The sequence below is a fragment of the Synechococcus sp. PCC 6312 genome (assembly GCF_000316685.1).
Taxonomy (GTDB): domain Bacteria; phylum Cyanobacteriota; class Cyanobacteriia; order Thermosynechococcales; family Thermosynechococcaceae; genus Pseudocalidococcus.
This window is the reverse complement of sequence record NC_019680.1, coordinates 3,617,202-3,632,693: the sequence shown is the minus strand read 5'-3', so window position 1 is coordinate 3,632,693 and position 15,492 is coordinate 3,617,202. Positions and strand designations below refer to the sequence as shown.

Here is a 15,492-nt window from a genome sequence, read left to right as displayed (position 1 = left end):
CGGCTAAACCCAAAATTACTTGACCGGAATTTCAAACACAAACCCTTCATAGTAGAGCAGTTGTCCCTCAGGACTAATCACCGGGCGGGCACTTTCACAAATTCGGGTTTGCGTACCATCAGCTCGATAGATCTGACCGACTAAATTTTTCACAAACCCCTGCTTATCCACCATTTGCAGAAATCGGGGCCATTGTTGATCATCCACATAGGGCAGTTTTTCATGGGCATGGGGATCATCCAGCCAGTCTTGGGCCGAGGCATAGCCATATATTTGGGCTAAGGCATCATTCAGTTTGAAATACCGGCCTGCCGGGGAACGCTGATAAATGCCAACAATGGCCTGGTCAAACATTTGCCGTGACTTTTCTTCCATCTCCTGCAACGAAGTGACCAACTCGCGCCGCTCTTCCACAACCTGATGGAGTTGCTCATTTTGCCTATTGAGAAGAGCATTCTTGTGGCGCAGACTCTTTTCTAAATTGGCAATCGTCAGTTGGTTTTTGACTCGCGCTAAAACTTCTTCGGCCTGGAATGGCTTAGAGATGTAATCAACAGCACCGGCCTGAAACGCTTTAACCTTATCAAAAACATCATCCAAAGCACTGATAAAAATGATGGGCAGAGCTTTAGTTTTGGGATTACTCTTCAGCCGCTGGCAAACCTCATAGCCATCCAAATCCGGCATCATAATGTCCAACAAAATTAAATCTGGCGGTTCAGCCTCAACACCCATCAAGGCCATCTGCCCATTAATTGCCATCCGCACCTCATACCCCTCTAACTCCAGCAAAGCACTCAAGACTTCCAGATTTTCTTGGGTATCATCCACAACCAAAATATTGCCTGGCACGGAGGTCAATTGTTCTAAGGCCATGCAGATATCTCCTACTCTCTCTCTACTCTACTAGACAAGACAGAATCCGATGAAATACGCAACCCTAGCCCTCAGATTGCTCGTTGACATTGCTCTTTGTGAAGTGTTTTATCAATAGTAAACGTGTCCTATTCTCAAAATACTCGACAACTTTCTGGTGCATCTCTTCAACAGTATTTCCCGGCGAGAGAATCTCTACTACCAAATCAGGGGCCCCCTTAAAAAATCCCTGGGGTGGCCGGCTAAAACCTGTGAGACGATCCCGACTAATAAAGGAAATATCAGGGGATCGCTTATTGCCATTTTTGAGCGTAAACGCCGTACTCGAATCACAAATCGCGCCTAACTTGTGAGATTGAATATACCCTCCCAACTGGATTGTTAAAACACTGGCCAAGTAGCCATGCTCCATCCCGGAATTGCTTATTTCCACCACTTCCCCATTCGCTAGCTCATAACGCTGCCCATCCTGAGGCAAGGCCATAAAGGCTTCATCTGTCCAAGATTTGACTTCGGCAGCAACAGTCATTTCTTTATCCTCCTAAATCCACAGCAAGACTTAAAGGGTTAACTTGACTCTGAATATCAGCTAGTGGAGTGTGGGGGCAACTCAGCCAAAATTGTAAAGCGAACATGATTGAGAGCCAGATTACCGATCCGAACCCCTTTGTCACGGTAATTTGTTGTTTCAAAGGGAATCCCTTTACTCATTTCAATGTGATACCAGGGCAGTCCCATAAAAAAACGGGTCGGATAAGGGCCCCGCTCAACCACATCATCAGGGTTAGACTCCATCGGTAGCCAGCCGATCCCCGGCACATAAAACTCCAACCAAACATGATTATAGGTTGCTGTTAAGGGAATCCCAATTTGCTCTGGAGTGGGAGGACATTTATACCGGCCAACTGTGCGGCAGGCAATCCCATTTAAGCGGGCCAAGGCTAGCAAAACTCCCACATATTCCCCACAGGAACCCACGCCGCGTTCCAAGACCACATCCGGGGTATCAATCATCGGAGTCAAACTATAGGAAAGACGGTCATAAACGTAATTGCGGATTTTCAACATCTGCCGCAAGATATTGGTTTCCGTCCCAATCGCCTCTCGAGCCGCAGCCTGGACAAGGGGGTGATCCATCGCCAAATCATCATCATCAGTTAAATACTTTGCCGCAAATTCGGTCGATAAAGATTCCCCCCTAGGCACATCATCAGGAGTCAAGTGATATTTAATCCCGCGCACTTCGACCCAGGCCCGCCAACCAAACAAACGGGCCTCAGGAGAGCGTAATTCGGGAAAGTGAAACACGGCAACCTGGTGATTTCCAACGGTTTCAACCTGATAGGGAGTTCCCAAGGGTTCGGCTTTAATGAGTCTTTGGCGGAGAGTGTCTACCGGCAAGGAGATGCGCCACTCTAGGTTATCCAAGTAGGTCTCATCCAGGGGAGAAATTTCCTCCAGATAACACATCTCAATTAGGTAGCCATTGGAAAGTGTGTAATAGTCAGCGGCATTGGGCTGAAAGACTAGGGGATGGATATAGGTGTAATCTCGATAGTCCAGTTCTAACGGATTATTCAGGTTATTGGGATTGTCCCGTAGGTAGGGTTCCTCCCCCGCATAGGTTAACCAAACGTTACCCTCTGGATCCAGGCTAATCGCCGTAGGATTGGTAAACGGTGTTAACGCTGCAGATTGAACCTTCCCCGTAGTAATGTCAAGTTGATAAACCGTTTGCTCTAACTGATCACAGACCCAAAGGTAGTTGCTAGCCAAGGTGAGATTTTCCGGCCCAATCCCCGGTTGCGGAATTTTCCGAATCAAATCGCCTGTTTTGTGGGCCAGTTGGTGAATATAGCCGGATTTTTGACAAGTAACATAAACCCCATTTGCATCCACCGTTACTCCATGAACTGGGTAGGTCAAGCGGGTAAAAACTTGCGGCGTAAAGTCGGGCAGTTGGCAGACATAAACGCTTTCGGCTCGACAAAACCAGAGAGTTTCCTGCCACAGACAAAGCCCCTGGGCATCTAAAAAGTCCTCGGCGTTGTAAGGATTGAGGATTTCAGCATGGTTATTCTCAGGATTAACGAGCAGCAAGTAACCGCGAATCCGATCCACGGCCAGGAGCGTCGCGCCATGAGTTGCAGCCGGGTAGGGTAAGCGAGACAATTGCCGCAGCCAAACAGAGTCGTCATTTACCCAGGCCAGGCCATAAAGTTGATAGCTACCTAAGGGACGGACAATTCGCCAACTCGGAGTCGGAGGATCATCAGCGACTAACTCTGCCTCAATAATCTCAGTCACACTTTATCCTTTGACAGGCCAGAATACGCCCATGCCTAATTGCCGTTTACCTTAGCCTGTTTTTTCCCTAGGTTTCAACCCTGGCAAATTACTTCACACGATTCCCTTGCCATAATTCAGAGCGGGAAGCTATGAGGATAGGCCGCTGTGGATTAAGCAACGCCAGATCACCAGCTTCGTCAACGAAAGAGTGACGATAACATTGATCGGATGGCATGACAACAAGATAGGGAACAGGAACTAGAAACCTATTTATTCCGCAGCCGAGACTAGTTCCCGTTGGGGGGGCGTAATCAGCACCTTAACTTGGCCCGACTCATCCACATCCACAACGGCTGTAGCCCCCTCCTTCATCCGGCCAGTAAGGAGCTCTTCCGCCAAACTATCTTCCAATAAGCGCATGATTGCCCGACGTAAAGGTCGCGCCCCATAGCTAGGGTTATATCCTTCATCAATCAGCCGCTCTTTGAACCGATCCGTAACCGTCAAGGTGATATTGCGTTCGGTTAAACGGGTAAAGACTTCCTTGAGGAGAATATCGGCAATCTCTTTCACCTCGTCTTTGGTGAGTTGCCGGAAGACAATAATTTCATCCAAGCGGTTGAGAAACTCAGGACGGAAGTATTGCTTCAGTTCTTCATTCACCAACGACCGGATGCGATTGTACTGAGACTCGGCCGGGTTATCACTGGCAAACTCAAAGCCCAGGCCCCCAGCCCCTTTCTCAATCACCTTCGAACCAATGTTTGAAGTCATGATCAAGAGGGTATTTTTGAAGTCAACGGTACGTCCCTTAGAATCCGTTAACCGCCCATCCTCCAGGATTTGGAGCAAGAGGTTAAAGACATCGGGGTGAGCCTTTTCGATCTCGTCAAACAGCACCACCGTATAGGGCCGTCGCCGCACCGCTTCCGTTAATTGCCCACCCTCGTTATAGCCGACATAGCCAGGAGGAGACCCAATCAGTTTAGAAACCGTATGTCGTTCCATAAACTCCGACATATCCAAGCGGATCATCGCCTCTTCCGAACCAAAGAAGTAGGCAGCCAGAGCTTTTGTTAACTCGGTTTTACCAACTCCAGTGGGGCCTGAAAAGATAAAGCTGGCAATGGGACGATTCGGATTTTTGAGACCAACCCGGGCCCGGCGAATCGCCCGAGAAATTGCTTTGACAGCCTCATCTTGACCGATCACCCGTTGATGGAGTGTGTCTTCCATATGGAGCAGTTTTTCCGATTCGGTTTCGGTTAACTTGCTCAGCGGCACACCCGTCCAAGAGGAAACAATATGGGCAATGTCTTCTTCGGTGACGACTGGAGATTTATCTTCATCCGTGGTGGTTTCTGACTTCTTCTGTTGAGAAATATTGCGGATTTGGGCTTTTAAATCCATTTCCTTATCCCGCAGTTCCCCGGCCTTATCAAAGTCTTGGGCCCGCACTGCATCATCCTTATCCTTCAAGACTTGCCGCAGTTCTTTATCCAACTCTTTAGCGGCTGGAGGCAATTGAGAATTAATCAACCGCACCCGTGATCCGGCTTCATCAATCAAGTCAATGGCTTTATCCGGCAGATAGCGATCTGAGATATACCGATCCGCCAACTTAGCCGCAGCTTCCAGGGATTCATCCAAAATTTTCAGTTTGTGGTGTTTTTCGTACCGCTCCCGCAGACCATAGAGAATTTCAATGGTTTCATCAACAGACGGTTCACCGACCATCACGGGTTGGAATCGGCGCTCAAGAGCGGCATCCCGTTCGATGTGTTTACGGTATTCATCAAGAGTGGTGGCCCCAATGCACTGGAGTTCGCCCCGAGCCAAGGCCGGCTTGAGAATGTTGGCCGCATCAATGGCCCCCTCGGCCGCCCCCGCTCCAATCAGGGTATGGACTTCATCAATCACCAGAATCACATTGGAGGCCTGGCGAATTTCGTCCATGATCTTTTTCAGACGCTCTTCAAATTCCCCCCGATACTTGGTTCCGGCCACGAGTAAGCCAATATCCAAGGTGACAACACGTTTCTCTTGAAGAATATCAGGAATATCATTGTTGGCAATCCGTTGGGCCAGGCCCTCGGCAATGGCGGTTTTACCCACCCCAGGTTCACCAATCAGGACAGGGTTGTTTTTTGTCCGCCGTCCTAAAATTTGAATGACCCGCTCAATTTCTTTTTGCCGCCCCACAACGGGGTCTAATTTACCGTCAATGGCCATCTGGGTTAGGTTAGAGCCAAATTCATCCAAGGTGGGAGTTTTTGTCCGTCCTGAACTGGAGCCAGCGGCAACCTCGGCTGTTTCGCCCAGCATCCGGATCACTTGGGTGCGAACTTTAGAGAGATCGACCCCTAAGTTTTCTAGCACCCGGGCCGCCACTCCCTCTCCTTCGCGAATTAGCCCCAAGAGTAAATGCTCTGTACCAATGTAGTTGTGGCCCAATTGACGCGCTTCTTCTAAGGACAGTTCTAAAACTCGTTTAGCCCGCGGTGTAAAGGGAATTTCTACTGCCACAAAGCCAGAGCCACGACCAATGATTTTTTCGACTTCAATCCGGGCATCTTTGAGATTGACTCCCATGGATTTGAGGACTTTGGCAGCAACCCCTGTTCCCTCGCCAATCAGACCGAGGAGGATTTGTTCTGTGCCAACAAAGTTGTGACCCAGTCGCCGGGCTTCCTCTTGCGCCAGCATAATCACCTTGATGGCTTTTTCTGTAAACCGTTCAAACATGACCTTACCCCAAATGGTTGCTGCGTGCTGGTAGAGACAATCTTAACACGGGATTTTAGGTGCTAAGTTGTATGCAAACCTACAACTACTCTAGTGTTCTGGCTTAAGTTTGGGGGAGGGGATTGGGGTTCGGTTTTTACGCCTAAATTATTTTTAAGTTGCTTATTGGCGTTAATTCCCTAGGCTCCAATCACCAGGCCCCGTTGGCGCAGTTGATCGACAAAAAATTCTTCTAAAGAGGGTCGCCCTAATTTCAAACTCAGCACTTGCCCACCCATCTCTTTGACGATGGTTAAAAACCGCTCTGGGGATTCCTGGATGATTCCCTGCCAGCGATCTCCTTGGACTTCCAACTGTTTTAGCCACTCCTGCATGCCTTCAATGTGACCGCCCCGACCCTCGACATGATAAGTATTTGTGCTGCCCAGCAGTTGATCAATCCCCCCTTCACAGATCAGTTCCCCCTGGTGCAGAATCCCAACCCGATCACAAATTGCTTCCACATCCGAGAGAACATGACTGTTAAAAAAGATCGTTTTGCCCTGTTTCTTGAGGGATAAGATAATTTCCCGAACCTGATACCGGCCGAGGGGATCTAAGCCAGACATCGGTTCATCTAAAAAGACGAGTTCTGGATCATTAATCAGGGCCTGGGCCATGCCAACCCGTTGGAGCATCCCTTTGGAATAGCGGCGCATTTGTTTTTTGCGAGCATCTTTTACCGATAAACCAACCATTTCCAGGAGTACTGGAATCCGTTGTTTTTGAATCGTGCGGGGAATCCGAAATAGCCCAGCCGTAAACTCTAAAAATTCCCAACCCGTCAAATAGTCATAAAAGTAGGGATTTTCCGGTAAATAGCCGATGGTTTCTTTCATCCGTCTATCGCCAATCGGATGTCCCAGAATTAACCCGGTTCCCGCAGTCGGACGCACCAGGCCCAGGAGTGTTTTTAGAAGTGTCGTTTTACCTGCACCATTGGGGCCCAGTAAGCCAAAGGTTTCGCCCTCATAAATGGTCAGGTCATAGCCCTTCATAGGGTTAATTTTTTGTTGGAGCCAAAATCCAGTCCGATAGGTTTTACGCAGTTGCTTAATTTCAACAACGGGCCGCTTGGCCTGGCCTGGCTGGAGATTGGCAGAGAAACTATCCATAGAAATAGAGGCAGAACAAACAGGTGACGAGTTGAGCTTAATTGACCTAGATCCTACTCCAGGCCTGGGGATTCTCCAAGGTTTTTTTTAGGATTAGGGCATGGGTTCCCTGACTGCTTGAGGAGTCGTGCACGCCCCTGAACCTGTTTAGTCCTCAATCCTCAGCGGTAGAATCTGGCGATTTAACTTGGCCCCACCTTGAAAACTCTATTTTCTGTGTAAAACTCAAAATGTCAAAATGCTAGAGTGCAAAAAGTTGCCAGAAAATCTATGTCCAAACGTACCCAGGCCCCTGACTTTGAAATTCGTCTCCTGCGCGAAGGAATCGTTGAGTCTGTCCATCGAGGTCATGCTGTTGTCTGTGATCAACGGGGACGAATTCTTTCCTTAGCTGGAGATGCGGAAACTGCCGCCTTTATTCGCTCCTCCCTCAAACCCTTCCAGGCCTTGGCGATTACCACCAGTGGCACCCTTGAGCGTTTTGATCTCAGTGATCGGGATCTGGCGGTGATTTGCAGTTCCCATCGGGGCACCGTCGAACAATTACGGCAAGTATTTAATATTCTCTGGCGATCTGATGTTGACCCCACCAATCTCCAATGTCCTACACCCACTGGTCAACAGGGCCCCTTAGCCCACAACTGTTCTGGGAAACACGCTGGGATGCTGGCGGTTTGTCAACAACGGAACTGGCCCCTCAACACCTACCTGAATCGGCAGCACCCTGTCCAAGAGTTAATTTTGGCGAAAGTTGCGGAACTGTTACGGATGCCCGCGGTAGAATTTATCTACGCCCATGATGACTGCGGCGCCCCCACCTACTTCATGCAACTTGCGGACATGGCCACTCTCTATGCTCAACTCACCTCTGGGGAAGACTGGGCCATGGAGCGAGTGATTCGGGCCATGACTCACCATCCGATCATGGTTGCGGGGGATGGACAATTTGATACGGAACTGATGCGTCTCACCCAAGGGGAACTGGTCAGCAAGACAGGGGCAGAAGGGATTCAATGCATCGGACGGATTGGGGAAGGCATGGGCCTGGCGATCAAAGTGACCGATGGAGCTAAACGAGCTAAGTATGCAGTCGCGATTCATCTGCTTCGTCAAATGGGCTGGATTACCCCAGCTATTGCTGAAACCTTGGCGGAAACTTTTTTGAATATCACCCATTTTACCCGCCTTGAGGTAATTGGGGAATTAGTCTTAACTTAAATACTTAAATTTGCCCCAAATGTAACAACGGCAACATAGGTTTTTGTAATAAAAATTATTCTTACTGTAGGGGGCTTTGAAATTAGGTTTCATGGCGTGCCTGGGCATATTCCCTAGCTCTCTTCAAGAACCAACAGTGACCAAATTGCCTGTGTAGTGTTGTGATTCATCAACTCATCCAGGATCGCTATTACATCCTCAAACTTCTCGGCACAGGGGGGTTTGGAGAGACCTACTTGGCTAAAGATATTGGCCGGGCCAGTAATCCCCTCTGCATTATCAAGTACCTCAAACCAGCTAGTACAACCGCCGCATTTCTCAAAAAACTCCGGCAGCTGTTCCTGCGCCAGGCCGAGATATTAGGGCGGTTGGGACATCATGAGCAAATGCCCGCCCTAGTCAGTTACTTTGAGCAGGACGGGGGCTTCTTTATTGTCCATGACTACGCCGAAGGGCATACCCTTGATCAAGAGTTTCAAACTGATCAACGCTGGAGCGAGTCTCAGGCCACAGAATTACTTAAAAATGTTCTCGAAATCCTCAGCTTTGCCCATAGCCAAGGGGTGATCCATGGGGATGTTAAGCCGGAAAATCTGGTGCGGCGATATCGGGATAACCGGATTGTTTTAGTTGATTTCGGCACTGTTAAACAGGAGCAAACTCAATTTACAACTCCCGATGGGGATGTCCATGTCAGCATTGCTGTTTCCACACCTGGCTATGCGGCGGCGGCCGATGGAACAGTAATTCCTGATTACGGGCGTGATGTCCAGTCCGTAGGCTATCTCGGGATACGCGCCTTGACGGGAGTGTCCATTGAAGCCTTACCCCGCGATCAAGAAACTGGAGAAATCATTTGGTCCTCCCTCGCCTTAGCCAACTTTGAACTAGAGGCCTTCATTAGCAGACTCGCCCACCCCCTCCCGGAAGAACGATTTAGCAATGCCAGTGAAGCCTTACGGGCCCTGCTGCATCTAACAGATTTTTATGCCCCAGTCAGTGTGGCCGCCCTGGCAGCTAATACAGCCAACAATGTCGCCTTACTAGAGTCTCCACCGGTTCTTTTGACAACAACAGTAGATATCCCCCCAGCAACTTCAGTCCATGGTGGACTACTAACGGATAGTGAACTGGCCAATCTGGATGCTTGGTTACCCGGAGAGACCGCTGAAGAGCAGACCTCGACGCGCGACTCTGCCCAGCCAACACTGTCACCCCTGACAGGGCTACAAAAAATATTGATATTTGGGGGCACGATTTTGGCCCTCATGGCGGGCATTATGGGCCTGGTTGGCGGCCTGGGTTTTGTCACCCCCCCCTCGCAATGGCAAACAGTCCTAGACCAAGCCCACCAACGGCGGGGAACCGGAGCCTTTGATGACTGTCTCAAACTGGCCCAACAGATCCCCAGTACTGACAAGCTCTATGGCCAGGCCCAGTCCTTAATAATTCAATGTCGGCTAGATCCCGCCAAAGCCTTAGATGAAGATGGTCAACGCCCCCAGGCCATGGCCCTCCTCGCCACAATTCCCCAAGCCGACCCAGCCTATACCGCTGCTCAAGAACTTTTGGGGTTATGGTCTGATGCCCTTCTCAGTCAAGCTAACCAGGCCTATCAAAGTGGGAATCTTGACCAGGCCCAAGCTCTCATTCAAGCCATTCCTCCCACCAGTCCCAGCCATTCAATTGCCCAGGATGCTCTGGCCAGTTGGCGGGCTGAATTTGCGGCTAATCAAACAACGCTGGCCCAGGCCCGGCAGGCCTTTGATCAACAACGATGGCCGGAAGCCATTGCCCTAGCCCAACAAGTGCGTTTGAATGGCCAGCCAGTTCCCGAAGACTCCGACTATTACCGCCAAAATATCGCCCCCCTGATCCAGAATGCCCAGACTCGGCAAGCTACGGCCCCAGAGACCAATCCGGTAACCCCCGATGGAGCAGCCACCAGTCCTGGGTTGGATAGCAATTCCCCACCCCCAGAAGCAACACCGGAGGTAACAGCAAGCTCTTCTCCGGAGGTAGAAACTTTAAATAATCCGAATCTGGCATCACCAACCCCAACAGCCAGCCCAGAGGCCATTGGTAATATTGAAGCCGCCGTTGCCCAGTAGCTAGCCTAGGCCTGGTGATGCTCATAGGCTGCAATGATTTTTTCTACGAGTGGATGCCGGATAATATCACCCTTGGTCAGATAGCAAAACGCAATTTCAGTCACCTGCCCCAGGATTTGTTCCGCCACCACTAGGCCAGAGGGTTGATGTTGGGGCAAGTCCGTCTGGGTGACATCGCCGGTGACAACGAGCTTGGAGTTAAAGCCAATCCGGGTCAAGACCATTTTCATTTGGGCAGGGGTCGTATTTTGGGCTTCATCCAGAATCACGAAGGCATTGTTCAACGTCCGACCCCGCATATAGGCCAGGGGAGCGACTTCAATTACGCCCCGCTCCATCAGGTTGGCGATTTTCTCCGGCTCCACAAACTCATAGAGAGCATCGTAGAGGGGGCGCAGGTAGGGATCAATTTTTTGCTGCAAGTCCCCGGGGAGAAAACCGAGCTTCTCTCCCGCTTCCACTGCTGGTCGTGTCAGGATTAAGCGTTCAAATTCGTGACTGAGGAGGACTTGAATCGCCAGAACCGTAGCCAGAAAAGTTTTGCCTGTGCCGGCCGGGCCAATGCCAAAGGTGAGGGTATGGTTGCGAATTGCTTGAATATATTGCCGTTGCCGAAACGTTTTAGCCCGAATCACCTCCCCCCGTCTGGTGCGGGCCAAAACATCGGCTTGTAGGTCTCGCAGTTCTTCCGTTTGTTGGGTATCCAGGGCTTGCCGGGCGGTCAGAATATCTACCTGAGTAATAAATTTACCATCCTGCCAAAGATGTCCGAGAGCTTGCAGGAGGGACTGGCTGAGGGTTTGTTGGGATTCGGTTCCACAAATGAGTAAGTCTTGTCCGCGCAGAACCCACTTGGCTCCGGTTTGGTCGGCCAATAGCCTTAAGTTCCCCTGATTCTCACCAGCTAAAGCCACAGCAGCGGCCGCAGTTGGGAGTTGAATTGTCAGTACCTCTGGCATAGACAGAGTTTAGCGGTTCCGCTTGCGGGCGGCCTCCTGCTTACGTTTACGTCTTAAACTGGGCTTTTCGTAGCGCTCCCGGCGTTTGACTTCCGAGAGAATCCCAGCTTTTTGGATTTTTTTCTTGAATCGCCGTAATGCAGACTCAATGGATTCATTTTCACCTAAACGCACTTCAGACACAGATTAACTTTGCCTCCTTGGGGTGGGTCGGGGATGATCTCGCTGGGGTCGCCGTTTGGAACCTTCACTTTCTTGATCGCGAGAACGAGAACTGGATTTAAAATCACGTTCGCCAAAAACTTCGAGATAGGCTTGCTGCCCTTGGTTTTGTCCGGCGGCTTCAACAATAGCTCGAATCGATTGAATTGTGCGCCCACCCCGCCCTAGAACCCGGCCTTTATCTGTGGGATCAAAGGCAACACGAATCCAGGCCTTGGTATGGTTAGCCCGCAATTCCGTGTGCACCCGTAAGGCTTGGGGCATATCCAAAAAGGGGGTGAGTAAAAACTCAACGAGGGCCGTGTAGTCAACGGAGACAGCAGTCATGGACAACTTAAGCCTTTGCCGGAGTGAGGATGCTTGCTTTCTCCAGAATTCGCCGCACAGTTTCCGTTGGTTGGGCCCCGGCTTCTAAACGACGATGAATGGCTTCTGTTTCTAAACGGGTGACTTCCCGAATTGGATCGTAAAACCCTAATTCTTCCAAAGGCCGCCCATCGCGCCGATCCCGGCTATTGATGGCCACAATACGGTAGGTCGCATTGCGTTTTTTGCCATATCGTTTCAATCTCAGTTTAATCATGCCAGCGGCAGAAAACTCCGTAATTATATGAACCGGTCTCTAACTATAACATAGCTTCATCCCCAAGGATAGTCATCTTTTTTGTGCTTGGCTGTTATCAATGGCAGGGAGACATAACCTTGGGTTGGGAATTTTGACTCGTTCATCTCGGTCTATCTGAGGCTATACAATCAAGTTGGATTAATTTTGACCATCTAGATAAATTTAGGAGGGAACCGATGCCGACCAAGGTGCAGAACGAATCCCTAATTAAATTGATTAACATCGAAAAATCCTATCGGCAGCCCAATGGTCAAGTAATTACGATTATGGAGCAAATTAACCTGGAGTTAAGAACCGGGGAAATTGTTGCGCTGTTGGGGCCATCGGGATCGGGGAAATCGACGTTAATGCGGATCATTACCGGACTGGTGACTCCGACCCAAGGACAGGTGCTTTACCGGCAAGAACCGATGCGGGGCTTAAATCCAGGGGCAGCGATTGTTTTCCAAAATTCGGCGTTGTATCCCTGGTTAACGGTGCTGGAAAATGTGGAGCTGGGTCTCAAAGCCATTGGGGAGGGCCCGCGCTCTCGGAAACGAAAAGCCCTGCGGATGATTGACATCATTGGCCTGGATGGATTTGAAAATGCCTATCCTAAGGAATTATCCGGGGGAATGCGGCAACGGGTTGGGTTTGCGCGGGCCTTGGCGGTGGAACCAGAACTCCTCTGTATGGATGAACCTTTCTCAGCCTTGGATGTCTTGACGGCCGAAAACTTGCGGTTTGAACTCTTGGACTTGTGGCTAGAGAAGAAGATTCCGACCCAGAGCATTTTAATCGTTACTCACAACATTGAAGAAGCGGTGATTTTGGCGGATCGGATTATTGTTTTGGGGAGTAACCCAGGCCGGGTGCGGGCCGATTTTCCGATGACGTTGCCCCATTACCGAGATCGTAAACAAGCCGCATTCCAGGCCATTGTGGATCGGGTTTATAAAATTCTCACCAATCCCGATTTAGATGAGCCGGAAGAAGAAACACCAGAGCCGATTAGTGCCGGACAAACGGGCAGTGAACCCCAAACGCCGAAATATCAATTATTGCCCCATGTGCGAATTGGCTCGATTGCGGGCTTACTGGAACTTCTAGAGAACCGCCAAGAGGATTTATATCGCCTTGGGCAAGAACTTCAGCTTGAACTGGATGATATTTTACCGATTGTGGAGGGGGCCAAGTTAATGCAGTTAGTGGCCTTAAATGAGGGAGATATTGCCGTCACCGCATTGGGACAAGCCTTTATTGCTGGGGACATTGACCAACGCAAGTTGATTATTCGACAACAACTGTTAAATCATATTCGTCTTGTCCAGCAAATTTTTGCCTTTTTGAATGCCAAGCAAAATTCCCGTATTCCGGAAAGTCTAGTCCTGGATATTTTGGAGCGTTATTTCACCCCCCAAGAGGCCAACCGCCAACTGGATACAGCCATTGATTGGGGCCGCTATGGGGAATTATTTGGCTATGACGAACCCGCGAAGGAGATTTTCCTAGAAACCCCAGTCTTAGATGATCCGTTGGCCTTAACCACCACTGAGGTATAGTGCCTTGACCCGTCCCTTAACGCCAGAGAACCAAACCATTGATCGTGTCGCCTGGACTTGGCAGGATGGCTTAATTATTTTGGCCGTGATTGCTTTGGCCTTTTTTGTCGTCAGTACCGCCTCGCGCTTTACGGGGGTTTACGATCCGGAAATTCAAATTGACCTCAGTCCCAATAGTCTGCCAAGTTATACGGCCCAAACCTTGTTACGGATGGTGGTGGCTTATTTTATCTCTCTGCTTTTTAGTATTGTCTATGCCTATTTTGCCTTTTATAACCGAGTTGCCGAGCGGGTGCTCCTACCGTTATTAGATATTCTCCAGTCCATTCCTGTGCTTTCCTTTTTACCGGGGGTTGTCTTGGCGCTGATTGCCCTATTTCCTGGCCAACGGATTGGGATTGAATTGGCAGCGATTTTGCTGATTTTTACGGGCATGGCCTGGAACATGACCTTTAGTTTTTATCAGTCCTTGACCGGGGTGCCGCGGGAATTACGGGAAGTGGCAGAAATTTATCGGCTCAATCCCTGGCAATGTTTTTGGACAGTGGACTTACCGGCGGGGGCGATTGGCCTGATCTGGAATAGTGTCATGTCGGTGGCCGGGGGCTGGTTTTTCCTGATTGCGATTGAGTCATTTACATTGGGCGAGAGAAACTTTACCCTCCCTGGCTTAGGCTCCTATTTGGGAACTGCGGCCAATGCAGGGGATTATCAAGCACTCCTCTACGGCCTGGGGGTGCTGATTGGAGTCATCATTCTGATTGATATTCTGGTCTGGCGGCCCTTAATTGCCTGGGGTGAGCGGTTTAAGTTTCAGTTGGTAGAAGCAACCAATGTCCCCCAATCGCGGATTTTAGATTTTCTCCGCCGTTCCCCAACCCTGCGCTGGCTCAATCAAACCTGGACCATACCCCTGCAAGAAACTCTGGATCGGCGGATTGTCAAGTGGGTTAAACGGGGACGGACAGATTCTTTAGGGCAGGGTCTCAGGGGTTGGCGTAAACAGTTGAATTGGCTGATGCTGATTGGCCTGGGCTTGGGGGTTGTTTGGGGGACGATCCACGCCATGCTCTTGATGAGCCAAGTTCCCTTAAGTCGTTGGCAAGACATTGGCCTGGGGGCGGGTTTAACCACTATCAGAGTATTAGTTGCCTTAGTTCTTTCCCTGTTGTGGACAGTTCCAGTGGGAGTGGCCATTGGGCGAAATCCGCGAGCGGCTCAACTCCTGCAACCGATTGTTCAAATTGCCGCCTCCGTCCCAGCGACGGCCCTGTTTCCGGTTCTACTCCTAAGTTTGGCAAATTTGGGGGGTGGCCTGGAGATTGGTTCGATTGCCCTGATGATGCTAGGGACAATGTGGTACATCCTGTTTAATGTGATTGCGGGGGCCCAGGCCATTCCCACCGAACTGTTTGAAGCGGCAACCGTCTATCAATTAGGAACGCTCCAACGCTGGCGGACATTAATCTTACCGGGAATTTTCCCCTACTTAATTACAGGGATAATTACGGCGGTGGGCGGGGCCTGGAATGCCAGCATTGTCAGTGAATATGTGGAATTTCAGGGGCGAGTTGAGACCACCAATGGCTTAGGGGCATTAATTTCGGAGGCCAGTGCCAGGGGTGATTTTCCCTTGTTATTAGCAGCAACCATTGTCATGTCTTTGGTCGTGGTTTTGACCAATCGTTTAGTTTGGCGGCGACTCTATCGCTTGGCAGAGACAAAATATCAATTACTTTAGTGTGGAAGTTG

The 15,492-nt window shown here is 50.0% G+C and carries 13 protein-coding genes; 4 read left to right on the top strand and 9 right to left on the bottom strand.

Annotation, left to right across the window (positions count from 1 at the left end):
* Positions 1–15: 15 nt before the first annotated feature.
* From SYN6312_RS17615 to SYN6312_RS17595, 5 genes are all read right to left on the bottom strand, one after another.
* The gene (locus SYN6312_RS17615; RefSeq protein ID WP_015126253.1) at positions 16–876 is read right to left on the bottom strand and encodes a response regulator; all 861 of its coding nucleotides are present in this window, start codon (positions 874–876) and stop codon (positions 16–18) included.
* A gap of 64 nt (positions 877–940) precedes the next feature.
* Complete coding sequence (locus tag SYN6312_RS17610) at positions 941–1,405, bottom strand: Uma2 family endonuclease (protein WP_015126252.1); 465 nt, start codon at positions 1,403–1,405, stop codon at positions 941–943.
* A gap of 56 nt (positions 1,406–1,461) precedes the next feature.
* A complete protein-coding gene (locus tag SYN6312_RS17605; RefSeq protein WP_015126251.1) occupies positions 1,462–3,183 on the bottom strand; it encodes a transglutaminase domain-containing protein in 1,722 nt (573 codons plus the stop codon).
* A gap of 252 nt (positions 3,184–3,435) precedes the next feature.
* The gene (locus SYN6312_RS17600) at positions 3,436–5,910 is read right to left on the bottom strand and encodes an ATP-dependent Clp protease ATP-binding subunit (RefSeq protein WP_015126250.1); all 2,475 of its coding nucleotides are present in this window, start codon (positions 5,908–5,910) and stop codon (positions 3,436–3,438) included.
* Between the two features lie 179 nt (positions 5,911–6,089).
* On the bottom strand, positions 6,090–7,064 hold the full coding sequence (locus tag SYN6312_RS17595; RefSeq protein WP_015126249.1) for an ABC transporter ATP-binding protein: 975 nt from the start codon (positions 7,062–7,064) through the stop codon (positions 6,090–6,092).
* Positions 7,065–7,334: 270 nt separating this feature from the next.
* On the opposite strand from SYN6312_RS17595, the gene SYN6312_RS17590 reads away from it, so the two are divergent.
* A complete protein-coding gene (locus SYN6312_RS17590) occupies positions 7,335–8,282 on the top strand; it encodes an asparaginase (RefSeq protein ID WP_015126248.1) in 948 nt (315 codons plus the stop codon).
* Positions 8,283–8,443: 161 nt separating this feature from the next.
* Positions 8,444–10,393 (top strand): serine/threonine-protein kinase, encoded by a 1,950-nt coding sequence (locus tag SYN6312_RS18575; RefSeq protein WP_015126247.1) that lies wholly within the window; start codon positions 8,444–8,446, stop codon positions 10,391–10,393.
* 5 nt (positions 10,394–10,398) lie between these two features.
* On the opposite strand, the gene SYN6312_RS17580 is transcribed toward SYN6312_RS18575, so the two are convergent.
* The 4 genes from SYN6312_RS17580 to rpsP are packed head-to-tail and all read right to left on the bottom strand — an operon-like array spanning position 10,399 to position 12,157.
* Positions 10,399–11,352, bottom strand: coding sequence for a PhoH family protein (locus SYN6312_RS17580; protein WP_015126246.1), 954 nt, complete (start codon positions 11,350–11,352; stop codon positions 10,399–10,401).
* A gap of 9 nt (positions 11,353–11,361) precedes the next feature.
* The gene (gene rpsU, locus SYN6312_RS17575; RefSeq protein WP_015126245.1) at positions 11,362–11,535 is read right to left on the bottom strand and encodes a 30S ribosomal protein S21; all 174 of its coding nucleotides are present in this window, start codon (positions 11,533–11,535) and stop codon (positions 11,362–11,364) included.
* A gap of 3 nt (positions 11,536–11,538) precedes the next feature.
* Positions 11,539–11,901: a KH domain-containing protein gene (locus tag SYN6312_RS17570; RefSeq protein WP_015126244.1), complete on the bottom strand. Its 363-nt coding sequence runs from the start codon at positions 11,899–11,901 to the stop codon at positions 11,539–11,541.
* Between the two features lie 7 nt (positions 11,902–11,908).
* Entirely contained in the window at positions 11,909–12,157 is a 249-nt protein-coding gene (gene rpsP, locus SYN6312_RS17565; protein WP_015126243.1) for a 30S ribosomal protein S16, read from the bottom strand.
* A 218-nt stretch (positions 12,158–12,375) separates the two neighbouring features.
* Here rpsP and SYN6312_RS17560 point away from each other — a divergent pair, with 218 nt between their 5' ends.
* Together SYN6312_RS17560 and SYN6312_RS17555 are read left to right on the top strand one after the other, a co-directional pair.
* Positions 12,376–13,740: an AAA-associated domain-containing protein gene (locus SYN6312_RS17560; protein WP_015126242.1), complete on the top strand. Its 1,365-nt coding sequence runs from the start codon at positions 12,376–12,378 to the stop codon at positions 13,738–13,740.
* Positions 13,741–13,744: 4 nt separating this feature from the next.
* On the top strand, positions 13,745–15,481 hold the full coding sequence (locus SYN6312_RS17555) for an ABC transporter permease subunit (protein WP_015126241.1): 1,737 nt from the start codon (positions 13,745–13,747) through the stop codon (positions 15,479–15,481).
* Positions 15,482–15,492: the final 11 nt, after the last annotated feature.